At 68.6% G+C, this 20,202-nt stretch carries 18 protein-coding genes; 10 read left to right on the plus strand and 8 right to left on the minus strand.

Annotation, left to right across the window (positions count from 1 at the left end; genetic code table 11):
- The first annotated feature begins 13 nt into the window (after window positions 1-13).
- Window positions 14-946, plus strand: a complete 933-nt coding sequence (locus tag H284_RS20965) for an endonuclease domain-containing protein (protein ID WP_155885517.1) — start codon at window positions 14-16, stop codon at window positions 944-946.
- Window positions 947-959: 13 nt separating this feature from the next.
- Here the strand turns inward: H284_RS20965 and H284_RS0118280 are convergent, their stop codons facing one another.
- Window positions 960-2,789 carry an AMP-dependent synthetase/ligase gene (locus H284_RS0118280; RefSeq protein ID WP_018191387.1) on the minus strand — a complete coding sequence of 610 codons (1,830 nt, stop codon included), beginning with the start codon at window positions 2,787-2,789 and terminating at the stop codon, window positions 960-962.
- 148 nt (window positions 2,790-2,937) lie between these two features.
- Between H284_RS0118280 and H284_RS0118285 the strand changes: the two genes are divergently transcribed.
- The 3 genes from H284_RS0118285 (at window position 2,938) to H284_RS0118295 (ending at window position 6,050) form a co-directional block, all read left to right on the plus strand.
- On the plus strand, window positions 2,938-3,888 hold the full coding sequence (locus H284_RS0118285; RefSeq protein WP_020077359.1) for an ROK family glucokinase: 951 nt from the start codon (window positions 2,938-2,940) through the stop codon (window positions 3,886-3,888).
- A gap of 28 nt (window positions 3,889-3,916) precedes the next feature.
- Window positions 3,917-4,606, plus strand: a complete 690-nt coding sequence (locus H284_RS20415; protein ID WP_018191385.1) for a lysophospholipid acyltransferase family protein — start codon at window positions 3,917-3,919, stop codon at window positions 4,604-4,606.
- Window positions 4,607-4,715: 109 nt separating this feature from the next.
- A complete protein-coding gene (locus tag H284_RS0118295) occupies window positions 4,716-6,050 on the plus strand; it encodes a class II 3-deoxy-7-phosphoheptulonate synthase (protein ID WP_020077360.1) in 1,335 nt (444 codons plus the stop codon).
- Between the two features lie 57 nt (window positions 6,051-6,107).
- Here H284_RS0118295 and H284_RS0118300 read toward each other — a convergent pair whose 3' ends face one another.
- The 6 genes from H284_RS0118300 to H284_RS0118325 all read right to left on the minus strand — a co-directional run bounded on the left by H284_RS0118300 (window position 6,108) and on the right by H284_RS0118325 (window position 13,855).
- Complete coding sequence (locus tag H284_RS0118300) at window positions 6,108-7,349, minus strand: ABC transporter permease (protein WP_020077361.1); 1,242 nt, start codon at window positions 7,347-7,349, stop codon at window positions 6,108-6,110.
- Between the two features lie 14 nt (window positions 7,350-7,363).
- Window positions 7,364-8,038, minus strand: a complete 675-nt coding sequence (locus H284_RS0118305) for an ABC transporter ATP-binding protein (RefSeq protein ID WP_020077362.1) — start codon at window positions 8,036-8,038, stop codon at window positions 7,364-7,366.
- On the minus strand, window positions 8,035-9,321 hold the full coding sequence (locus tag H284_RS0118310) for an efflux RND transporter periplasmic adaptor subunit (RefSeq protein ID WP_231371277.1): 1,287 nt from the start codon (window positions 9,319-9,321) through the stop codon (window positions 8,035-8,037). The genes H284_RS0118305 and H284_RS0118310 overlap by 4 nt, the downstream gene beginning before the upstream one ends.
- Before the next feature lie 194 nt (window positions 9,322-9,515).
- On the minus strand, window positions 9,516-10,502 hold the full coding sequence (locus tag H284_RS0118315) for a hypothetical protein (protein ID WP_020077364.1): 987 nt from the start codon (window positions 10,500-10,502) through the stop codon (window positions 9,516-9,518).
- A 249-nt stretch (window positions 10,503-10,751) separates the two neighbouring features.
- Window positions 10,752-12,653 carry a Stk1 family PASTA domain-containing Ser/Thr kinase gene (gene pknB, locus H284_RS0118320; RefSeq protein WP_020077365.1) on the minus strand — a complete coding sequence of 634 codons (1,902 nt, stop codon included), beginning with the start codon at window positions 12,651-12,653 and terminating at the stop codon, window positions 10,752-10,754.
- 86 nt (window positions 12,654-12,739) lie between these two features.
- A complete protein-coding gene (locus H284_RS0118325) occupies window positions 12,740-13,855 on the minus strand; it encodes a lytic transglycosylase (RefSeq protein ID WP_020077366.1) in 1,116 nt (371 codons plus the stop codon).
- A gap of 150 nt (window positions 13,856-14,005) precedes the next feature.
- Between H284_RS0118325 and H284_RS0118330 the strand changes: the two genes are divergently transcribed.
- Complete coding sequence (locus H284_RS0118330; RefSeq protein WP_018191377.1) at window positions 14,006-14,347, plus strand: Rv2175c family DNA-binding protein; 342 nt, start codon at window positions 14,006-14,008, stop codon at window positions 14,345-14,347.
- A gap of 25 nt (window positions 14,348-14,372) precedes the next feature.
- Here the strand turns inward: H284_RS0118330 and H284_RS0118335 are convergent, their stop codons facing one another.
- Window positions 14,373-15,503 (minus strand): polyprenyl synthetase family protein, encoded by a 1,131-nt coding sequence (locus H284_RS0118335; protein WP_020077367.1) that lies wholly within the window; start codon window positions 15,501-15,503, stop codon window positions 14,373-14,375.
- Window positions 15,504-15,583: 80 nt separating this feature from the next.
- On the opposite strand from H284_RS0118335, the gene H284_RS0118340 reads away from it, so the two are divergent.
- From H284_RS0118340 to H284_RS0118360, 5 genes are all read left to right on the plus strand, one after another.
- Window positions 15,584-15,964 (plus strand): SCO2097 family morphological protein, encoded by a 381-nt coding sequence (locus H284_RS0118340; RefSeq protein ID WP_018191375.1) that lies wholly within the window; start codon window positions 15,584-15,586, stop codon window positions 15,962-15,964.
- Between the two features lie 239 nt (window positions 15,965-16,203).
- The gene (gene mraZ / locus H284_RS0118345) at window positions 16,204-16,635 is read left to right on the plus strand and encodes a division/cell wall cluster transcriptional repressor MraZ (RefSeq protein WP_018191374.1); all 432 of its coding nucleotides are present in this window, start codon (window positions 16,204-16,206) and stop codon (window positions 16,633-16,635) included.
- A 115-nt stretch (window positions 16,636-16,750) separates the two neighbouring features.
- Window positions 16,751-17,755 carry a 16S rRNA (cytosine(1402)-N(4))-methyltransferase RsmH gene (gene rsmH, locus H284_RS20420; RefSeq protein ID WP_020077368.1) on the plus strand — a complete coding sequence of 335 codons (1,005 nt, stop codon included), beginning with the start codon at window positions 16,751-16,753 and terminating at the stop codon, window positions 17,753-17,755.
- Window positions 17,752-18,423, plus strand: coding sequence for a cell division protein FtsL (gene ftsL, locus H284_RS0118355; protein ID WP_018191372.1), 672 nt, complete (start codon window positions 17,752-17,754; stop codon window positions 18,421-18,423). Before rsmH ends, ftsL begins: the two co-directional genes overlap by 4 nt.
- A gap of 20 nt (window positions 18,424-18,443) precedes the next feature.
- Complete coding sequence (locus H284_RS0118360; RefSeq protein WP_020077369.1) at window positions 18,444-20,186, plus strand: peptidoglycan D,D-transpeptidase FtsI family protein; 1,743 nt, start codon at window positions 18,444-18,446, stop codon at window positions 20,184-20,186.
- The last annotated feature ends 16 nt before the right edge of the window (window positions 20,187-20,202 follow it).

Raw genomic sequence — 20,202 nt, forward strand, 5'->3', positions numbered from 1 at the left:
CCATGATGACGGGATGCGAACCCCACCACCCCTCCCACGACCGCTCGTCGGTGTCCCTTTCACTCTGTCGCAGGCACAGCGGCACGGCGTCGACGCGTTGCGCTTGCGCGCCGGCGACATCCACCATCCGTTTCACGGCGTGAATCTGTCGTACGGTCCAGGTGAGCTGCAGGAGCTGTGTCGGGCGTACCTGCGCGTCATGCCGATGCATGCGTTCTTCAGTCACACTACGGCCGCTGAACTCCTCAGCATCCCGTTGCCGGCTGATGCGCCTCGTCGCCCCTTGCACGTGTCGGTGCTCTCTCCACGCACAGCCCCGCACGGTCGAGGGGTGACCGGGCACAGTCTGCGAGCGATCGAAGGGATGGACGTCAGCGGCCTTCCGGTGTCCATGCCCGCTCATGTTTGGTGCCAGCTCTCCGGGATGCTCGGGCCGAGCGATCTCGTCGCTGCCGGCGATCATCTCGTCGGCGCGCGAAACCGCCCTCCGTTCGTCACGATCGATCAATTGGCGGAGACATCCGCCCGCGTTCGCCGGACGAAAGGAGGCAAGGCCCGAGCCTGGGCTCTGTCCCGCATCCGGTTCGGAACCGACTCCCGCCCGGAGAGCTTGCTGCGCCTGTTCCTGGAGGAGCTCGGCATCACGGGCCTCAGGGTGAACGAGTCCGTCCTGGTCGCCGACGGCCGGGTCCTGCACCCGGACCTTGCGCTTCCCGACCAGCGCATCGCGTTTGAGTACGACGGAGACGGACACCGGGTCGAGAGGCGCCAGTGGTTCCTCGACATCAAACGTCACGACCTTCTCGTGGCGGCAGGCTGGCGGGTGCTCAGGGTCACCGCCGACGACCTCTTCGCCGACCGCTCCGCGTTCGTCGAGCGCCTCCAGCGATTTGCGCCAAATCTCGGTATTGCGACGCCGAAACCCGAGATTTGGCGCAAATCGTGAACGAGACGAGGGGTCAGTGGGCCAGGGAGAAGCCCTCGGTGCGGGGGTTGTCGCTGTAGATGCCGTCGATCACGTCGGCGAAGTCGGCGAGGATGACGTTGCGCTTGATGCTCATCTTGGGCGTCAGGTGGCCGCTCGCCTCGCTCAGCTCCGTCGCGAGCACCACGAACTTGCGGACGCTCTCGGCGCGCGAGACACCGGCGTTGGCGTGGTCGATGGCGCGCTGGATCTCGGCGTGGACGGCCGGGTTGACCGACGCCTCGGCGAGGGTCATGTCCTTGTCCTCGCCGTTGTTGGCGAGCCACGTGGGCAGCATCTCGGTGTCGAGGGTGATGAGGGCGGAGATGAACGGCTTCTGGTCGCCCACCACGATCACCTGGCTCACGAGCGGGTTCGAGCGGATGGGGTCCTCGAGCGCGGCGGGGGAAACGTTCTTGCCACCGGCCGTGACGATGATCTCCTTCTTGCGTCCCGTGATCGTGAGGAAGCCGTCCTCGTCGAACGAACCGAGGTCGCCGGTCTTGAACCAGCCGTCGTCGAACGCCGCAGCCGTCGCCTCCGGGTTCTTCCAGTACTCCTTGAAGACGTTGATGCCGCGCACCTCGATCTCGCCGTCGTCGGCGAGACGCAGGTCGACGCCCGGGAGCGCCGGTCCGACCGTGCCGATCCGGAACGTGTCCGGCCGGTTCACGGTCGCGGGCGCCGTGGTCTCGGTGAGCCCGTATCCCTCCAGGACCTTGATGCCGAGGCTGTGGTAGAAATGGCCGAGGTGCGAGCCGAGCGGTGCGGAGCCCGACACCGCGAACTTCACGCGGCCGCCCATCGCGGCGCGGAGCTTCGAATAGACGAGCCGGTCGTAGAGGGCGAACTTGAGCTTCAGTCCGAACGGCACCGAGCCCGCCTCGACGGCCTTCGAGTGCTCGACCGCGACCTCCGCGGCGGCACGGAAGATCTTGCCGCGGCCACCGGACTCCGCCTTCTGCTCTGCCGAGTTGTAGACCTTCTCGAACACGCGCGGCACCGCCAGCAGGAACGTCGGCTTGAAGCTCGCCAGCGCAGGCAGCAGCTGCTTGGTGTCGGCCTGGTGGCCGACCTTCACGCCGCCGGTGACGCAGAGCACGGCGATGAAGCGGGCGAAGACGTGCGCGGTGGTGATGAAGAGCAGAGTGGATGCGCCGCCCGGCTGCTGCACGACCTGCTTGAGCGCCTCGGCCGAGTTGCGCGAGAGCTCGACGAAGTTCGAGTGCGTGAGGACGCATCCCTTCGGCCGCCCGGTCGAGCCGGAGGTGTAGATCAGTGTGCCGATGTCGGAGCCCTTGGCGATGCGACGGCGACGCTCGATCTCCTCGTCGGGCACGTCGACGCCCGCAGCGGCGAGCTTGTCGAGGTCGCCGAGGTGCAGCTGCCAGACAGTACGGATGTCGGGGAGCTCCGGGTGCACCTCGTCGAAGCGCGCGTGCATCTCGGCGTTCTCCAGGAACACCGCCATCGCGCCGGAGTCGGACATGTTCCACTGGATCTGGGTGGGGGAGGACGTCTCGTAGATCGGAACGAGCACCGCGCCGGCGAACCACACGGCGAAGTCGATGAGAGTCCACTCGTACCGGGTCTTCGACATCAGCCCGATCTTGTCGCCGGGCTCGATGCCCGCGGCGACCAGTCCCTTCGCGAGGGCGATCACCTGGCGGTGGAACTCCGCCGCCGTGATGTCGCGCCAGCCGTCGCCGTCCGGGAGGCTGAACAGCGGCTGGTCCGGCGTCTGCGCAACGCGGTCGACCAGCAGGTCGGTGGCGTTGGCGTCCGGGTCTGCAGGGACGATCGCGGGGGTAAGGATCTGTTTCACGGTAGCTCCCTCGATACCGGTGGGCGGGCGTGCGGCCGAATGGCTCGGGGCGATTCGGTTGATTACACTCTAGATGGTCCCGCCACGGCTCGCCCGAGACCCGGCCCGACCGACCCTCCCTCTCACCATCCCTCCAGGAAGGCCCCACGTGCACGCCATCGGCATCGACATCGGAGGGACCAAGATCGCCGGAGCCCTCGTCGACGAGCTCGGGACGATCGTCCGGGAGGATCGCGTCCCCACCGACGCGACGCGTCCGGAGGAGATCGAGAACGCGGTCGTCGCGATGATCCAGCGCCTCAGCGACGGCCCCGAGGAGATCGCCGGTGCGGGAGTCGCCGCCGCCGGCTTCATCGACGCCGCTCAGTCGACCGTCTACTACGCGCCGAACATCAACTGGCGCCACGAGCCCTTCCGGGAGAAGCTCGAGGAGCGTCTCGACATCCCGGTGATCATCGAGAACGACGCCAATGCGGCCGGCTGGGCGGAGTTCCGCTACGGCGCGGGCCGGCTGGTCTCCGACATGGTGGTCCTCACCATCGGAACCGGTGTGGGGGGTGCGATCGTCAGCAACGACCGCCTGTTCCGCGGCGGCTTCGGCGCGGGAGCCGAGATCGGCCATATGCGCGTCGTGCCCGGCGGGCTTCCCTGCGGCTGCGGCGCGCACGGCTGCATCGAGCAGTACGGCTCCGGCCGTGCCCTGCAGCGCATGGCGAACGAGCTCGCGGATGCGGGTGGGATCGGCCAGGGACTCGCGGATGTGCGCAGCCGGACCGGCGCGCTCACCGGGAACGACATCAGCGCCCTGATCACCGCGGGCGACCCGGGCGCGCTCGCCGCTCTCCGCCAGCTCGGCGACTGGCTCGGGCAGGCGTGCGCGAGCCTCGGAGCCATCCTCGACCCGCAGCTCTTCGTCTTCGGCGGCGGCGTCGCCCAGGCCGGCGAGCTGCTGCTGGAGCCCATTCGGCTGGCGTATCTGGAGAACCTGCCCGCCCGCGGCTTCCACCCGGAGCCCGAGTTCGCGATCGCCGAGCTGGTGAACGACGCCGGGGTGGTCGGAGCGGCCGACCTGGCGCGACTGCACGCATCCTCGCTCTAGGGGCAGCGCGGGGATAGGCTTCGGTTCGATGTTCTACTGGCTGATGAAGTACGTGATCGTGGGACCGCTGCTGCGCGGTATCTTCCGGCCGTGGGTCGTCGGCCTCGAGAACATCCCCACCGACGGACCGGTCATCCTCGCGAGCAACCATCTGTCGTTCATCGACTCGATCTTCCTGCCGCTCGAGGTCGACCGGCACGTGTCCTTCCTCGCCAAGAGCGACTACTTCACCCGCAGGGGCCTGAAGGGATGGGCGACCAAGGCGTTCATGAACGCCACCGGCCAGCTGCCCATCGACCGCTCGGGCGGCAAGGCGTCGGAGGCGTCGCTCAACACCGGGCTCGCCGTACTCGCTCGTGGCGAGATCCTCGGCATCTACCCGGAGGGCACTCGCAGCCCGGACGGCAAGCTGTACCGCGGCCGAACGGGCGTCGCGCGGATGATCCTGGAGGCCGGCGTCCCGGTCGTCCCCGTCGCGATGGTGGATACGGCAAAGATCATGCCGATCGGCAAGCGACTCCCGAAGATCGGGCGCATCGGCATCATCGTGGGGGAGCCGCTCGACTTCTCCCGGTTCGACGGGATGGAGGGCGACCGCTTCATCCTGCGCTCCGTCACCGACGAGATCATGTACGAGCTGCAGCGCCTCGGCGACCAGGAATACGTCGATGTCTACGCCAGCACGGTCAAGGAGAAGCGGGCGACGCTGTCACAGTAGGACGGCCGCATCGGCTTTCGCGATAGGCTCGGATATCCCATCCAAACCCCGAGTGAGCGGAAGACCAGTGCTACAGACCACAGAGCCCGTCGTGCGACCTGACGAGTCCGTGATCGAGGGCCTGGAGTATTGGCGCACGCTCCCGATCAAGCAGCAGCCGGCCTGGCCGGACCCGGAGGCCGCGGCTGCCGCGTCCGCCGAGATCGCCACCCTTCCGCCGCTGGTGTTCGCCGGCGAGGTCGACCAGCTGCGGACGCGGCTGGCCCGGGCAGCCGAGGGCAAGGCATTCCTGCTGCAGGGCGGCGACTGCGCCGAGACGTTCGCCGGAGCGACCGCCGACGCCATCCGCAACCGCGTCAAGACGGTGCTGCAGATGGCCGTCGTTCTCACCTACGGCGCCTCCGTGCCCGTCATCAAGATGGGCCGCATGGCCGGGCAGTTCGCCAAGCCGCGCTCCAGCGACACGGAGACGCGCAACGGCGTCACGCTGCCCGCCTACCGCGGCGACATCGTCAACGGCTACGACTTCACGCCCGAGTCGCGCCAGGCCGATCCGCGCCGGCTGGTGCAGGGGTACCACACCGCCGCATCCACGCTGAACCTCATCCGCGCCTTCACCCAGGGTGGGTTCGCCGACCTGCGCCAGGTGCACAGCTGGAACCGCGGCTTCGCCGCGAACCCGGCCAACCAGCGCTACGAGGGCCTCGCCCGCGAGATCGACCGCGCCATCAAGTTCATGGAGGCCGCGGGCGCCGACTTCGACGAGCTCACGCGGGTGGAGTTCTACTCCAGCCACGAGGCGCTGCTCATGGACTACGAGCGGCCGATGACGCGCATCGACTCCCGCACCGGCACGCCGTACAACACGTCGGCGCACTTCGTCTGGATCGGCGAGCGGACGCGCGAGCTCGACGGCGCGCACGTCGACTTCCTGTCCCGCGTGCGCAACCCGATCGGCGTGAAGCTCGGGCCGACCACCTCCCGCGACGACATGCTGCGCCTGATCGACAAGCTGGACCCCGAGCGCGAGCCCGGCCGCCTGACCTTCATCACCCGGATGGGCGCCGGCAAGATCCGGGATGCCCTCCCGCCGCTGCTCGAGGCGATCAAGCGGTCGGACGCGAAGCCGCTCTGGGTCACCGACCCGATGCACGGCAACGGTCTCACCACGCCGACCGGCTACAAGACGCGCCGGTTCGACGACATCGTCGACGAGGTGAAGGGCTTCTTCGAGGCGCACCGCGCTGCCGGCACCAACCCGGGCGGCATCCACGTGGAACTCACCGGCGACGACGTGACCGAGTGCCTGGGCGGTTCCGAGCACATCGACGAGGAGACGCTGGCGACCCGCTACGAGTCGCTCTGCGACCCGCGCCTGAACCACCAGCAGTCGCTGGAGCTGGCCTTCCTGGTCGCCGAGGAGCTCTCGGCCGCCGGTCGCTGATACCAGCTCGTCCGTCGCCGGTCCCGATGCTGAGTGGCATCGAGAATCGGCGACGGACTAGGTGCCGCCGCGAAGCGCGGTGGCCGGCTCGATACGTGCGGCCCGGAGGGCGGGATAGATACCGGCCGCCAAGCCGATGGTAGTGCCGAGTGCCGGGGCGGCCAGCGCGATCCAGTTGTCCAGAGCCGGACTCCACCCCTGCGTCGCCGCGATCGCGACCACGGCGACCACGCCGAGGGCAGTGCCGGCCAGTCCTCCCATGATGCCGATGATTCCGGTTTCCACCATGAACTGAGAGCCGATGTTACGTGGTGTGGCGCCGAGAGCCCGCCGGAGCCCGATCTCGCCGGTGCGCTCCTTCACCGACAGGATGGTCACGTTGATGATGCCGAGAGCGCCCGCGAGCAGCGAGATGATGCCGAGCACGAGGAACGCCATGTTCGTATCAGCCTGCGCTTGGGCCGCGCGACCGGAGGCCGCGAGAACCTGCGATCGGAAATCCTCCGGTGCATTGGGCGACAAGGCGATGGGCGCTTGACGCTGGATGAGCCCGCCGAGACCGCGCTTCACCTTCAGGTGGAGTTCATCGCCGGGAGGTGCGCGGAAGTCGGTCTGCGCCGTGCTGTCGGGGATGATGACGCCGCCCAGCATGTCACGCCGCTGTTGGGTCTCCGTCAGTATCCCGATCACGGTGTACGGAAGGGCATCGATGAAGACCGTGGGCTGCCGGTCGAGTCGGGAAACCCCGAGGTCGGACGCCGCTGACTTCCCGAGGATTGCGACTCTGTCGCTTCGGGAACGGTGGCCGTGGTCGAATGCACGTCCGGCCCCGACGTGCGCTCCGACGGCCTCGAAGAGACCGGGACTCGCGGCGAATACCACCGGAGGCAGGGTGTCGGGGGCGGACGGATCGTTCACCGGGACCGTCGTGATGGCGGCGTCGCCCGTCGGTACCTCTGTGAGCACTCCGGCCGCGTCGACGCCGCGCAGTGCGAGGATACGATCTTCAGCATCGACAGGGAACACGGAGGTCGGGCGCGTGGTGCCGGACGAGTCCCGAGCGGTTTCGGGCGCGACGACGAAGTGAGTCGCCTGGGAGGGGTCGAGCTGCCTCCGCAGCTCGGCGTTCGTCGTCTGAGCCAGACCGTACGTCACCACGAGTGAACCGATGCCGAGCACGGTGCCGACGGTTGTCAACAGGAGTCGTCCCGGATGCCCCGTGAGCCCCCGAGTCGCCTCGGCGAAGAGATCCTGGACCGTGAAGCGGTCGGGATCGGCGCGGCGGCGCTTTGTGCCCATCCGCGCTCCCGTTCTCATTGCTCCTCCACCCGTCCGTCGACGATATGGACGACGCGGGTCGCGCGCCGGGCGACCGCGGCGTCGTGGGTGATGACGACGACCGCCATGCCGTCGTCATTGAGCTGCTCGAAGAGCTCCATCACCTGCCGTGACGTCTGCTGATCGAGGTTTCCGGTCGGCTCGTCGGCGAGGAGGACCTTCGGCGAGGTGATGATCGCGCGCGCGACGGCGACGCGTTGCCGCTCACCGCCCGAGAGCGTGGCTGGGGTGAAGGTGGAGCGGTGGCTCAGCCCGACCTGTTCGATCGCGGTGAGGGCGCGCTCGAGACGGGACTCCCGCGGAACGCCGCTGTACAAAGTTGATAACAGCACGTTCTCGAGCACCGTCCGTTCAGGAAGCAAATGGAACGACTGGAAGACGAAACCGATGCTGCGCGCGCGAAGGGCGGCACGTCCGTTCTCGGTCAGATCGGTTGTTGGTACACCGTCGAACAGGTAACTGCCCGTCGTCGGTCGATCGAGCAGACCCAGCAGATTGAGCAGCGTCGATTTCCCCGAACCGCTCGGCCCGACGATGGAGACGTAGGCGCTGGACTCGATACGGATTGTGGCAGCATGCAGAGCAGTGACCACGGGCGGCCCGGGGAACGATTTCGTCACGTCCACGAGCTCGATCACGGGCGCGCTCACCGGCCGACCACCACGCGGTCGGCCGCCGTGATCTTTCCGCTGATCTCGACGAGTCCCTCGGCCGCGAGGCCGGTCTCGACTGGTACGACACGGGTCTCGCGGCCCGTTGCAATTTCGATTCGGGTCTCGCCTCCCGGTCCGGCTGAAAGCGCGGCGGCCGGAACAACGAGTACCTTGCCGTCCGTCGCCGAGACCGGGATGTCGACCCGGACGCTCTGCCCGCGCAGTTGCTCGATCTGTTGCGGACGGGGAGAAGTCAAGGCGAGCGTCACATCCCAACGGGCTCCGGTCTTGTTTTTATCGCCGTCCTTGGCTGTCTGCGGGGTGACTGTGCCGACCGCCGCATCCGTCTCCGACCCGTCCGCCAGTTCGACGGTCGCCTTCTGGCCGGCCCGCAGGAGTTTGGCGTCGGCGGAACCGGCTTCCGCGGTGATCGACAGCGTCGCGCCGGAGACGACGAGAGCCGCGCCGTCGAGGGTCTTCCCGCGCTCGGTTCGCACTTCGTCGACGCGGCGCGGAAGGGTCGGAAGGAATTGCACCTCGTTGGCGGGGAGAGGGGTGATGGCGGCCTGGCGTGCTGTCTCGAGGGCGGTTTGGGAGGCCGACAGCTCCGTTCGAGCAGCAGCGACCGCGGCTGCTTCGGAAGCGGTGTCGGGCGCAGCTAGTGCGACATCCCGCTGCGTCTGGGCGAGGACCACCGCGTCTTCAGCGCGGTCAATGGCAGCGGGCTCGCCTGCGCTCCGCGCCGCAGCGAGCTCTCGCTGCGCTTCCTTGACTGCATTGTCGAGTTCGACGCGCCGAGCCTGGTCCGGTCCTTTAGCCGCAGCGGCGAGTTCGCGCTGCGCTGCAGCGAGTGCCTTTGCCGCTTCCGCCACTGCGCCTTCTGCTGCCTCGAGCGCGCTCGCGGCCGCAGAGTCGACTGCGGGGGCGGCATATCCCGCCTTCTCATACATGGCCGCGACGGCAGCGGCTGTCGCCGCATCGTACGTGTCCGAGCTCCCGGGATCGAATCCGGATGCGCGGAGCGCCTCCTTCACCTGGACGACGTCCGGGCCCGAATTCCCCGCGCGCACCGTTCGGTATGCGGGCAGCGCACCCGGAAGGACGATTACCGGGCGTCCCGCGACTTCGAGGGCGACACTGAGCGCGTTGAGGGTGGCGCCGACATCGGGGACGGCGCCCGTGACAACGGCCGCGCCGTCCAGTTCTCCGGCGGCGACGGTCAGTTCGATCGCGTCGTCGAATGTTGCGTCACCGCGGAGCTTCACGGTATTCGTGAGCACCCGTGACTCGACGGGGACGGTGACCGGCCCTCCGTCAACGGAAGGCTCCGCACCCGCCGAGGAGAGTGCGCCCCCACCGACGTACCCGGCAAGAAGGCACGCGACCGAGGCGGCCGCTACGCCCCAGATCGGACGGTTCCCGCGGATCACCCGCGACCACCCCGCGACCGCGACGGGCTGGCGGTCGCGCCGGGTCATTTCCTGTTGCCATACGCGTCGACAAGCTGGTCCAGTTCCTCGCGATGGTCCGCGATGAACTTCTCTTCCAGTTCGAATTGCGCCTTCAGCGCGACCTGGGTGAGGTCGGACTTCTTGTCGCAGCGGAAGTCGGCAAGCGCGATGTCGATTTCCCATTCGCGGAATTTCGCCAGGTCCGCTTTCGAGGGGTCGACGGATTCTGCGCTGTTCACCTCGCCGTCCGTGGCGTTGTAGAGGTCTCCGTGCTTCTGGGATGCGAGTTCGAGGGCATCCGACTTCTTCTTCATCGTCGAGAATCCCGCATCCGCCATGCAACTGGCCCAGGTAGCCGTCGCGGCTTTGACAGCAGGCTGCTTCTCGGCCTTCGTCGTCAGCTCAGACATCGACTCCAGGAGTTGGGCGTACTTCTTGTCCTCCCAGAAGTCACCCTTCCCGCCGTTCGCTTCCCGGTAGGCCGTGTTCCAGCACCCCGCCGTTTTCGGGTCGAACGGCTTGCTGGCGTTGGTGGCCCCTTCCTCGGTTTCCGCGACACTCCCGTGAAGAGCTTCGTAATACGCCGCCTGTTGTGTGTCGGACAGCGACGCGACGTAGTCCTCATTGGGGTCGGCGGCGGCGCCGTCTTTCTCACCGAGCGTGATCCCGTAGCCGTTCTTCGAGATCCAGTCCTCGCTCTCCCGGCTCTCCCCGTCGTCTTCCGCAGGCGCAGCGGCGGAGTTGTCGGTGGGGGTGTATTCGAAGCCCTGGTCGGTCATGCACTTCGCGATCAGGTTCTCGACCTTTCGCTCCAACTCGCGTCTGCCGTCGTCGCCCGTCGGACCGCTCAGAGGGCCGAGAATGGCGAAGAGCGGACTCTTTTCTCGGGTGAGTTCTGTCGCGGGCGTCGATGCGGTCGCGCAGCCGGACAGCCCCGTGGCGACGACGGCGACCGCGGCAATGCACGCTGCCAGGCCGCCGGTGCGGCGACTCGATCGGTGAGTGGTCATGTGTGGGTCCTTTGTTCACGGAAGGGAGGCGGTTCGCGGGCGTTCGGCCGCGTTTTTGCCGTTCCTTCGAGTACACCGGACCTGAGACACGATTGCGTCCTTCGCCGGATGGATTGACATCCATCGTTGGTACGAGAAATTCTACCTATCTATGCGACATTGCATACGCGTTCCGCGCGGCCCGGACGTCGGCGCGCCGACGTCCGGCTCGTGCGTCGGCGCGCCGACGCGCTCGCTCCGACCGCGGGCTCAGAAGCCGGCGAAGTTGACCGTGATGGTGGAGCCCTTGGGCGCCTGGGTCCCGCCGGCCGGCGACACCTTCGACACGACGAACGCGCTCGGCGCGACGTCGGCGATGGCGCTGTACTTGAGCTTGAAGCCGGCGTCGGTGAGCGCCTTCTTGGCCACATCCCAGGTCTTGCCGGCGACATCCGGGATGGTGACGGGCTCCGGCCCCTTCGACGTCTCCAGCAGCAGCGTGTCGCCGGGGCGCACGGGCTCGTGCTGCGGCTGCGCGGAGATCACGTCGCCCTCCTCGACCGTGTCGCTGTAGCTCTGCGGGCCGGCGGAGGTGAGGAGCTTGACCTTGCTCAGGGTGGCCGTGGCGTCCTCCACGGACTTGCCGGCGACATCCGGGATGGCACCGACCGACACGACGAGGTTCACCGACGCGGCCTCGAAGTAGCTGCCGCCGCCGGAGATATCCGCGCCGTTGTCGGCGCGGGTCGCCGAGATGACGGTGTTGGCGGGCACCTTGGCGTCGAACTGTTCGGCGACCGTGCCGACCTTCGCCCCGACGCCGGTGATAGCGCTCTTGGCTGTGTCGATCGTCGTGCCCGCGAGCGGCGGGATGGTCACGGGCTTCGGCCCCTGCGAGACGCGCAGCGTCACCGTGCTGCCGCGCCCCGCGGGCACGCCGGCTCCTGGGTCGGTGCTCGACACCATCCCAGCCGCGACGGTCGTGCTGTACTCGGGCGCCTGCGCCGTCTTGAAGCCGAGCTTCTGCAGCTGCGACACCGCCGCATCCGGCGCCTTGTTGACGACGTTCGGGATGGCGACCAGCGAACCAGGGCCCGCCCCGAAGTACCAGCCGGTGCCGGCCGCGACGCCGGCGAGCACGAGGACGAGCGCGAACAGCCACCAGCCCTTCGAACGGCGCTTGGCGGCGGCGGCGGTCAGGGTCGTCGCCGCGGCCGGCGTGCTGGACGCGACCTGCTGGCGGATCGCCGGGTTGATGATCTGGGTGTCGCCCTGGTCGATCTCGTACGCCGGCGGCAGCACCATCGTCGGCTGCAGAACGGCCTCGCCGCGGAGCGCCTTCTCGGCCTCCAGCAGGCGGTCGAGCATCTCTCGCGCGTCGCGCGGCCGTCGGTCCGGGTCCTTCTCCGTCGCCCAGAGGACGAGCTCATCCAGCTCTGCGGGCACGGCCGGGTTCTTGCTGCTCGGCGCGGGCACGGCGTCGTTCGCGTGCTGGTAGGCGATCTGCATAGGCTGCTCGCCCTGGAACGGCTGCTGGCCGGTGAGCATCTCGTACATCATGATGCCGAGCGCGTAGATGTCGCTGCGGGCGTCGGCGACGCCGCGGGTGACGAGCTCGGGGGAGAGGTACGCGATCGTGCCGAGCAGCGCCTGGCCGGTGGCCGTGTTGGCGCTGGCCGCACGGGCGAGCCCGAAGTCGCCGATCTTGATGCGCCCGTCGTCGGCGAGCAGCACGTTCTCCGGCTTGAGGTCGCGGTGGACGATGCCCGCCTTGTGCGCCGCGGCGAGGCCGGAGAGCACCGCCTCCATGATGTCGATGGTCTGCTCGGGCGTCAGCTTGCCGTAGTCCTTGAGCAGGTCGCGCAGGGTGATGCCGGGCAGATACTCCATGACCAGGTAGGCCATGTCGGAGTCCTGGCCCTGATCGAAGACGTTGACCACGTTGGGATGTGCGAGCCGCGCCGCCGAGCGGGCCTCCTGCACGAAGCGGCTCTTGAACGTGGAGTCGTCGGCGAGGTGGCCGTGCATGATCTTGATCGCGACGCGGCGCTCGAGGCGCAGGTCGGTCGCGAGGTACACCGTGGCCATGCCGCCTCGGGCGATCCGCGAGCGCACCTGATAGCGGCCGTCGATGAGACGGCCGATCATCGGGTCGGTCTGGCTCGTGGTCACGGATCGAGTCTAGGGAACGAGCCGGGCGAGAACCCTGCAAAACACCGGTGGACGCGGTGGCTGTGATCGGGCTGTGACATTCCGGCTCAGCCGAGCTGGGCCAGCCAGGTGCGCGCCGACGTCTCCCACTTGGCGTAGGCGTCGGGGAACGCCGAGATCTGCACGGCCTGCGCGGCCTGCGTCACGCTCATCCGCGTCCATCCGGGGATGTCGAGGAGGCCACGGGTGCGGCCGGCGTTGGGGTTCCCCGCTCCGCCGTAGAAGGCGAGCGTCGCGCGCGTCGGGTCGAGCACCTGCTCCGGCGTGCCCCATCCGGTGCTCGGCCGCTGCTGGAACAGCCCGAGGGAGTCGCGGTCGCCATAGCGGACATTGCGGAGGCCGGATTCCTGTGCGGCCGCGGCGAGGGCGACGACGATGCCCTGGTCCGGGACGCCCTGCTGGCGGCCGATGCGGATGATCAGCTGGGCATTCGCGCGCATCTCGTCGGTGAGGGCGACCACCTGACCGGCGGACGCGGTCGGCAGCGGTGCCGGCGCGGCGACGGGGGCCGGAGCGGCGACGGGCGCCGGTGCGGGTGCGTTGAGCGCGGCGGTGGTCATGCCCGGGATGCGGATCTTCTGGCCGGGGAAGATCAGGCTGGAGGTGCTCAGGCCGTTCGCAGCCAGCACCGCGCGGGTGGTGACGCCGAAACGGCCGGCGATGCCGCTGATCGTGTCGCCGCGCACCACGGAGTACACCGTGGCAGCGGGAGCCGGCGCGGGAGCCGCGGGAGCCGGGGCCGGCGCGGCCGCGGGTGCGGCCTGCGCGAGGGCGAGCACCTGGCCCGGGAAGATCAGGCTCTTCCAGCTGAGGCCGTTCATCGCGAGGACGGCCGCGGTCGAGAGTCCGAAACGGGCCGCGATGCCGGAGATGGTGTCGCCCGACTGCACGCGGTAGGTCGCAGGTGCTGCCGCGACGGAGGTGAGCGGAGCGGACGTACTCGACGTCGATCCGCTGGGCGTCATCCCGATGGTGCTGCCGAGCGCCGCGCGCTCGAGAGGACTGATCTCGCCGGTGTCTCCGGAGTCGTCGGTCGCGCGGTCCTCCTGGGGCGCCGCCTGTGCGGGCGTGACCAGGTTCAGGGTCACCGCGAGCGAGCTCGCGACCGCGATCGGGACGGTGCCCAGGATGCTGCGCGATCTGCCGGTGTCTGCCAGAGCCATGTGACCCCCTCTTCGAGTGACACGTCGCCCATCACGCTGACACACAAGGAGAGAGGAGTCAACAGGAGTGACGGATGTGACACGGGTTTACATGATCGTAACAATTACTCCCGCTTCTCGCCGGACGCCAATCCGTGGCACGCTTGTGGGGTGACCGAGCACGTCCAGACCACCGAGTGGTTGACCGTACCCGACCTCGTCGAGCTGATGGGACTGAGCGTGAGCCGCGTCCGTCGGCTCATCGAGGACCGCCACCTGGGAGCCAAGCGCGTCGACGGCGTGCTCAAGGTGCCCGCGTCCTTCCTCAAGGACGGCCAGCCGCTCAGCGAGCTGCGGGGAACCCTGATCGTCCTGGCGGACGACGGCTTCAGCGACGACGAGTCGGTGGATTGGCTGCTGACGGAGGAGGAGAGCCTCGGCACATCGCCGATCGAGGCTCTGCGTGCCGGCCGCAAGGCCGAGGTGCGCCGCGTGGCCCAAGCGCTGGCCTGAATCGCTCCCGGCTCAGGGATGGGGCCTACGCGCTCCGGCGCGTGACCGCGACCGCGAGCTCGCGGAGCTGCCCCTTCGCCGCCGCCCCGAGGGGCGCCGCATCCAACGCCTCGATGGCGCGCGCGACGTTGTCGGCGATCATCCGCTCCACCGTGTCGACGGCCCCGGACTCCCGGATGGTCAGCTGCATCGTCCTGATCTGCTCCGGCGTGAGCTCGGGGTCGCCGAGCAGTTCGTCCAGGGCAGCACGCGCGCCCGAAGGGATGGACTGGCGCGTGAGCGCGATGAGGACGGTCCGCTTGCCCTCGCGGAGGTCGTCTCCGCTGGGCTTCCCCGTCACGTCGGCGTCTCCGAAGACGCCGAGCAGGTCGTCGCGCAGCTGGTAGGCGATGCCGAGGGGGAGTCCGAACGCCCGGAGCGACTCCAGCTGGCCGACGGTCGCTCCCGCCAGGCTCGCGCCGATGAGCAGAGGGGACTCAATCGAGTACTTGGCCGACTTGTAGACGATGACGCGCTCGGCGCGCTCCAGCTGCTCCGAGTCGGGGCGGCCGGACCAGCCGATCTCCTCGAAGATGTCGAGGTACTGGCCCGCCGTGACGTCGATCCGCATCCGGTTGAACTCCGCCCGCGTCGCCCGCCGGGCCGGTGCGCTCACCAGCTGGGTGAGCCCCTCGTCGAACAGCTCGTCGCTGAGGATGAGCAGCAGGTCGCCCAGGAGGGTCGCCGCGCCCGTGCCGAACGTGGCGCCGGAACCGCCCCATCCCTCGTTCTCGTGGAGGTGCTCGAAGCGCTTGTGGGCGGCCGGCTTGCCGCGCCGGGTGTCCGAGTTGTCGATGAGGTCGTCGTGGACGAGCGCTGCGGCGTGGAACAGCTCGAGCGCGCTGGCGACGGAGACCACGGCATCGAGGGCGCCGCCGGCCGTGACGGCGCCACTGTCCGACCCGTCGTCGCCCTCGTCTCCTGCGGTGCGGACGGCCTGCCATCCCCAGAAGCAGAACAGGGCGCGGAAGCGCTTGCCGCCGCTGAGAAATTCCCTTGAGAACGCCGCTACGGGAGAGAGCTCGTCGGCGATCGAGACGAGAATGGAGGCACGCGCATCGAAGAATCCATCGATTCTTGACTGGATGAGGTCGACGAATCGGATGCTTTCAGACACACGCCTAGCCTAGCCAGACACGTGAGGTCTAGAATCGACCTCACTGAAGCCTCGAACCCGCGAGAAAGAGGGGGAATCGGATGCCGCTTTCGGAACACGAGCAGCGCCTCCTCGAAGAGATGGAACGCAGTCTCTATCAGAACGACGCAGATTTCGTCGCGAAGGTCGGGGGCAAGCGGGCACGTCCCGCCTACCGGTCGATCGTGCTCGGCATCCTGCTCGCCGTCGTGGGCGTCGGCGTACTGATCGCCGGGGTCTACTACCAGCAGCCGATCGTCGGGATCCTGGGCTTCGTCGTGATGTTCGCGGGCGTCCTCGTGTCCATCGCGCCGGGTAAGCGCGTCGCGGTCGAGCCGGGCGCCGCCGAGCCGAAGAAGGCGAAGGCGCGCGGCGGTCAGACAGGCTTCATGGACCGCATGAACGACCGCTGGGACAAGCGCAACGACGGCGGCGAGGGCTAACCCTCCACTCCGCTCCACACGTTCTTCGACGAAGGGCCGATCTTCTGATCGGCCCTTTTTTGTTGCTCCAGGAGCCGCCTGATCGCTCCACTTTCCTCCACCCGCGAGTTCCGCGTCTTTCCGGGCCTTGACGTACCCACTTCGGGGCAATCTGTCCTCAATGCGAGATTTTGTGGATGGAAGTGGAGTAAAGTGGAGCCACACCGCAACCTGGGCCGGGAGAGTGGGGGTGGCAGCCGATGTTCCTCGGTACGCATGCCCCCAAGCTGGACGAGAAGGGGCGCATCATCCTGCCGGCGAAATTCCGGGATGAGCTCGCGTCCGGCCTCGTCCTCACCCGTGGCCAGGAGCACTGCGTCTACGTCTTCTCGCAGCGCGAGTTCGAATCGCTCCACGAGAAGATCCGCCAGGCGCCGGTGACGAGCAAGCAGGCCCGTGACTATCTGCGCGTCTTCCTCTCGGGGGCGAGCGCAGAGGTCCCGGACAAGCAGAACCGGGTGACCATCCCGTCCGCGCTCCGCTCGTATGCGGGACTCGATCGCGACCTCGTCGTGATCGGCGCCGGCAGCCGCGCGGAGATCTGGGACGCCCAGGCCTGGGAGACCTACCTGGCCGAGCAGGAAGCAGCATTCGCCAACACGGAGGAGGAGGTGATCCCGGGACTCTTCTGAGCCCGCGTCCCTGGCGCCGGACTCCCAGCCATACGCCCTGACACCACTTCCCCGGTGCCAGGTCGGAATGGATGGGGATCCGGGATCAGGGGCAGGCGACTCGTCCCGAACGACCATGACCGACTCCGACGACAACTCCCGCATCCACACTCCGGTCCTCCTGGAGCGCTGCATCGAGCTGCTCGGCCCCGCGCTGACGCGGCCCGGCGCCGTCTTCGTCGACGCGACGCTCGGGATGGGCGGCCACTCCGCCGGCATCCTCGAGCGCTTCCCGGACGTCACGCTGGTCGGGCTCGACCGCGACCCCGAGGCGCTGGCGATCGCGGGGGAGCGCCTGGAGCGTTTCGGTGACCGCGTGCACCTCGTCCACACGGTGTACGACGGCATCCGCGAGGCCATCGAGGGGCTCGGCTTCGAGGCGGTCGACGGCGTGCTGTTCGACCTCGGCGTCTCCTCCCTCCAGCTCGACCGGGTGGAGCGCGGCTTCTCCTATTCGAAGGACGCGCCGCTCGACATGCGGATGGACCGCACGAGCGAGCTCACCGCCGCGACGGTCCTGGCGGAGTACTCCGAGGCCGACCTGCGGCGCATCTTCCGCGAGTACGGCGAAGAGAAGCTCGCGGGCCGCTACGCCTCCCGGATCGTGGAGTCGCGCGAGCGCGAGCCTCTGGTGCGCTCCGGACAGCTGGTCGACCTCATCATCAAGGCGACTCCGGTGGCCCTGCAGCGGCAGGGGCATCCCGCCAAGCGCGTCTTCCAGGCTCTGCGCATCGAGGTCAACCAGGAGCTGGCGGTGCTGCAGCGGGCGATCCCTGCGGCCATCGACTCCCTGTCGGTGGGCGGGCGCATCGTCGTGGAGGCGTATCAGTCGCTCGAGGACCGCATCGTGAAGCGCGAGCTGCAGGCCCGCTCCACGTCGAGTGCTCCCGCGGGGTTGCCCGTCGAACTCCCCGAGCACCGGCCGGAGCTCAAGCTCCTCATCCGCGGTGCGGAACTGGCCGACGACGACGAGAAGGCCGCCAACCCGAGGGCCACCCCGGTGCGCCTGCGGGCGGCCGAGCGGGTGCGCCCGGCGAGCGGCGCATCCCACAGCAAAGACGAGACGAGGAGGCGGTCGTGAGCGGCAATCTGGCAGAGGCGGCCCCGGTCACCGGGCGCAGACGTCCCGCGACACTGCGCCCCGCGGCGCTCTGGCGCGGCGGCGCCCTCCCCGCACCGGTGGAGGAGCCGAAGCGGACCCACCTCGAGGTCGTCCCGACCCGGTCCCAGCGACGTGCACGCCCTCGCGCCCTGTACGCGGGGATCGCGGTCGCCACGCTGCTCGCGGTCGTGGTGGCCCAGCTCCTCCTCAGCATCGGAATCTCGCAGGGCGCCTACCAGCTGCAGACGCTGGAGTCGAAGCAGACCGAGCTGCAGCGTTCGTACCAGGCGGTGTCGGAGGACCTCAACCGGGTCGCGTCGCCGCAGAATCTGGCCGCGAACGCCAACGCGCTCGGGATGGTCAGCAACAGCAACCCCGCCTACCTGCGCCTCTCCGACGGAGCGGTGCTGGGGGCGCCGCTGCCGGCGAGCGGGGCCGCGGGCACGGTCACCGGCACGCAGGGCAACCTCGTCCCGAACGCACTGCTCGCGGGCGTCTCGCTGGTGACGCAGCCGCAGCAGACGGCGAATCCGTCCCCAGCGGCGGGGCAGGCTGGGAATTCCACAACTTCGGGTGGGGCTACCGGATCCGGGGCCGCGCCGACCGTACCGTTGCAGGGAGCGTTGCCGACTCCGGTGACGCACTGACGACGGGACGGATGCGGGGCATGGTCAGCAAGAAGATGCTGCGGCGGCGGACCGCCATGACGGTCCTCGCCGTCGCAGCGACCGTCGGCATCCTCGGCGCCAAGCTGGTCGACATCCAGGTGGTCCGGGCGGATGCGCTGCAGAAGCAGTCGGTGACCGCCAAGGAGGTGTCGACGCCGCTGCTGGGCAACCGCGGCGACATCATCGACAGTGACGGCACAGTGCTGGCCACCACGATCTACACGTACACGGCTGCGGCATCGCCGAAGGATGCGATCGCCGGCGGCCGGGCGAAGATGGTCGAGGCGGCCGCGAAGATCGGTGCGATCACCGGCCAGGGCGGCGATGCCGTCGTCGCGCTTCTCGACGCGGCGCTCAAAGAGAATCCGAAGTCGCAGTACGTCCTCATCAAGGCCGGTATGGATGTCGGGACGTTCGACAAGCTCGACAAGCTCCCGTACCCGTGGCTCACCTTCACCAAGAAGCAGGCCCGCAGCTACCCGAACGGCGCCGTCGCGGGCAACCTGCTCGGCTACCTCTCTCAGGGCGGCGACGCGGGGCTGGAGGCCAGCGAGAACGGCTGTCTGGCAGGGGAGAACGGCGAGGAGACCTACCAGCGCGGAGCCGACGGCGTCGCCATCCCGGGCAGCACCGTGGTACAGAAGGAGGCGAAGGACGGCGGCACGCTCAAGCTGACGATCGACTCGGATCTCCAATGGTTCGCGCAGCAGACCCTCGCGCAGCAGGTCGCCGCGACAGGCTCCAAGTTCGGCTTCGTGACCGTGGCGGAGGCGAAGACGGGGAAGATCAAGGCGATCGCGCAGGTGCCGTCGCTCGACCCCAACAACATCGATGCGACGGACCCGTCGTTCTGGCGGCTTCAGCCGCTCACCGACCCGCGTGAGCCGGGCTCGACCTTCAAGGCGCTGACCGCCGCGATGCTCATCGACCAGGGCAAGGCGACGCCGACCTCGCAGGTGCTCGCCCCGTACTCCTGGCAGTCGGGCAACGGGGCCGACCTGCACGACTCGGGATTCCACGCACCGCTCCGGCTCACCCTGACCGGCGTGCTCATGATGTCGTCGAACACCGGCATGTCGCAGCTGGGCCGCGCGCTCAGCGACCAGACGCGGTACGACTACCTGAAGAAGTTCGGGATCGGCGATCCGACCGGTCTGCCGTACCCCGACGAGTCCGCCGGCGAGCTCCACCCGGTCAAGGACTGGGACGACCAGACCAAGTACGCGACGATGTTCGGCCAGGGCGTCTCGGCGACCCAGCTGCAGATGGTCGGGGCGTACCAGGCGCTCGCCAACGGCGGCACCCGCATCCCGCTGTCCCTGGTCGAGGGATGCGAGCACCCGGACGGCTCGGTGACGGACATCCCGAACAGCAAGCCGACGCCGGTCGTCTCCGCTCAGGCGGCGGCCACGACACTCGGGATGATGGAGTCCGTCGTCACCGACGGCGAGCTGAAGAAGCAGCTCCAGATCCCCGGGTACCGCATCGCCGCGAAGACCGGAACGGCCCAGCAGCCGGACGGCAAGGGCGGGTACCTGCCGTCGTACTACGTGTCGGTCATGGGCGTCGCGCCGGTTGACGATCCGCAGTACGTCGTTTCGGTCAACCTCGGGTTCCCGACTACCATTACTTCGTCGGCAGCCGCCGCTCCGCTGTTCCACACGATCATGAGTCAGGTGCTGAAGACCTACCGGGTGAAGCCCTCCACGTCGAGCCCGGCGGACTATCCGCCCTACTACTAGAAACACCGTCAACGGA

Source organism: Cryocola sp. 340MFSha3.1, from assembly GCF_000383315.1.
Classification (GTDB): Bacteria; Actinomycetota; Actinomycetes; order Actinomycetales; family Microbacteriaceae; genus Leifsonia.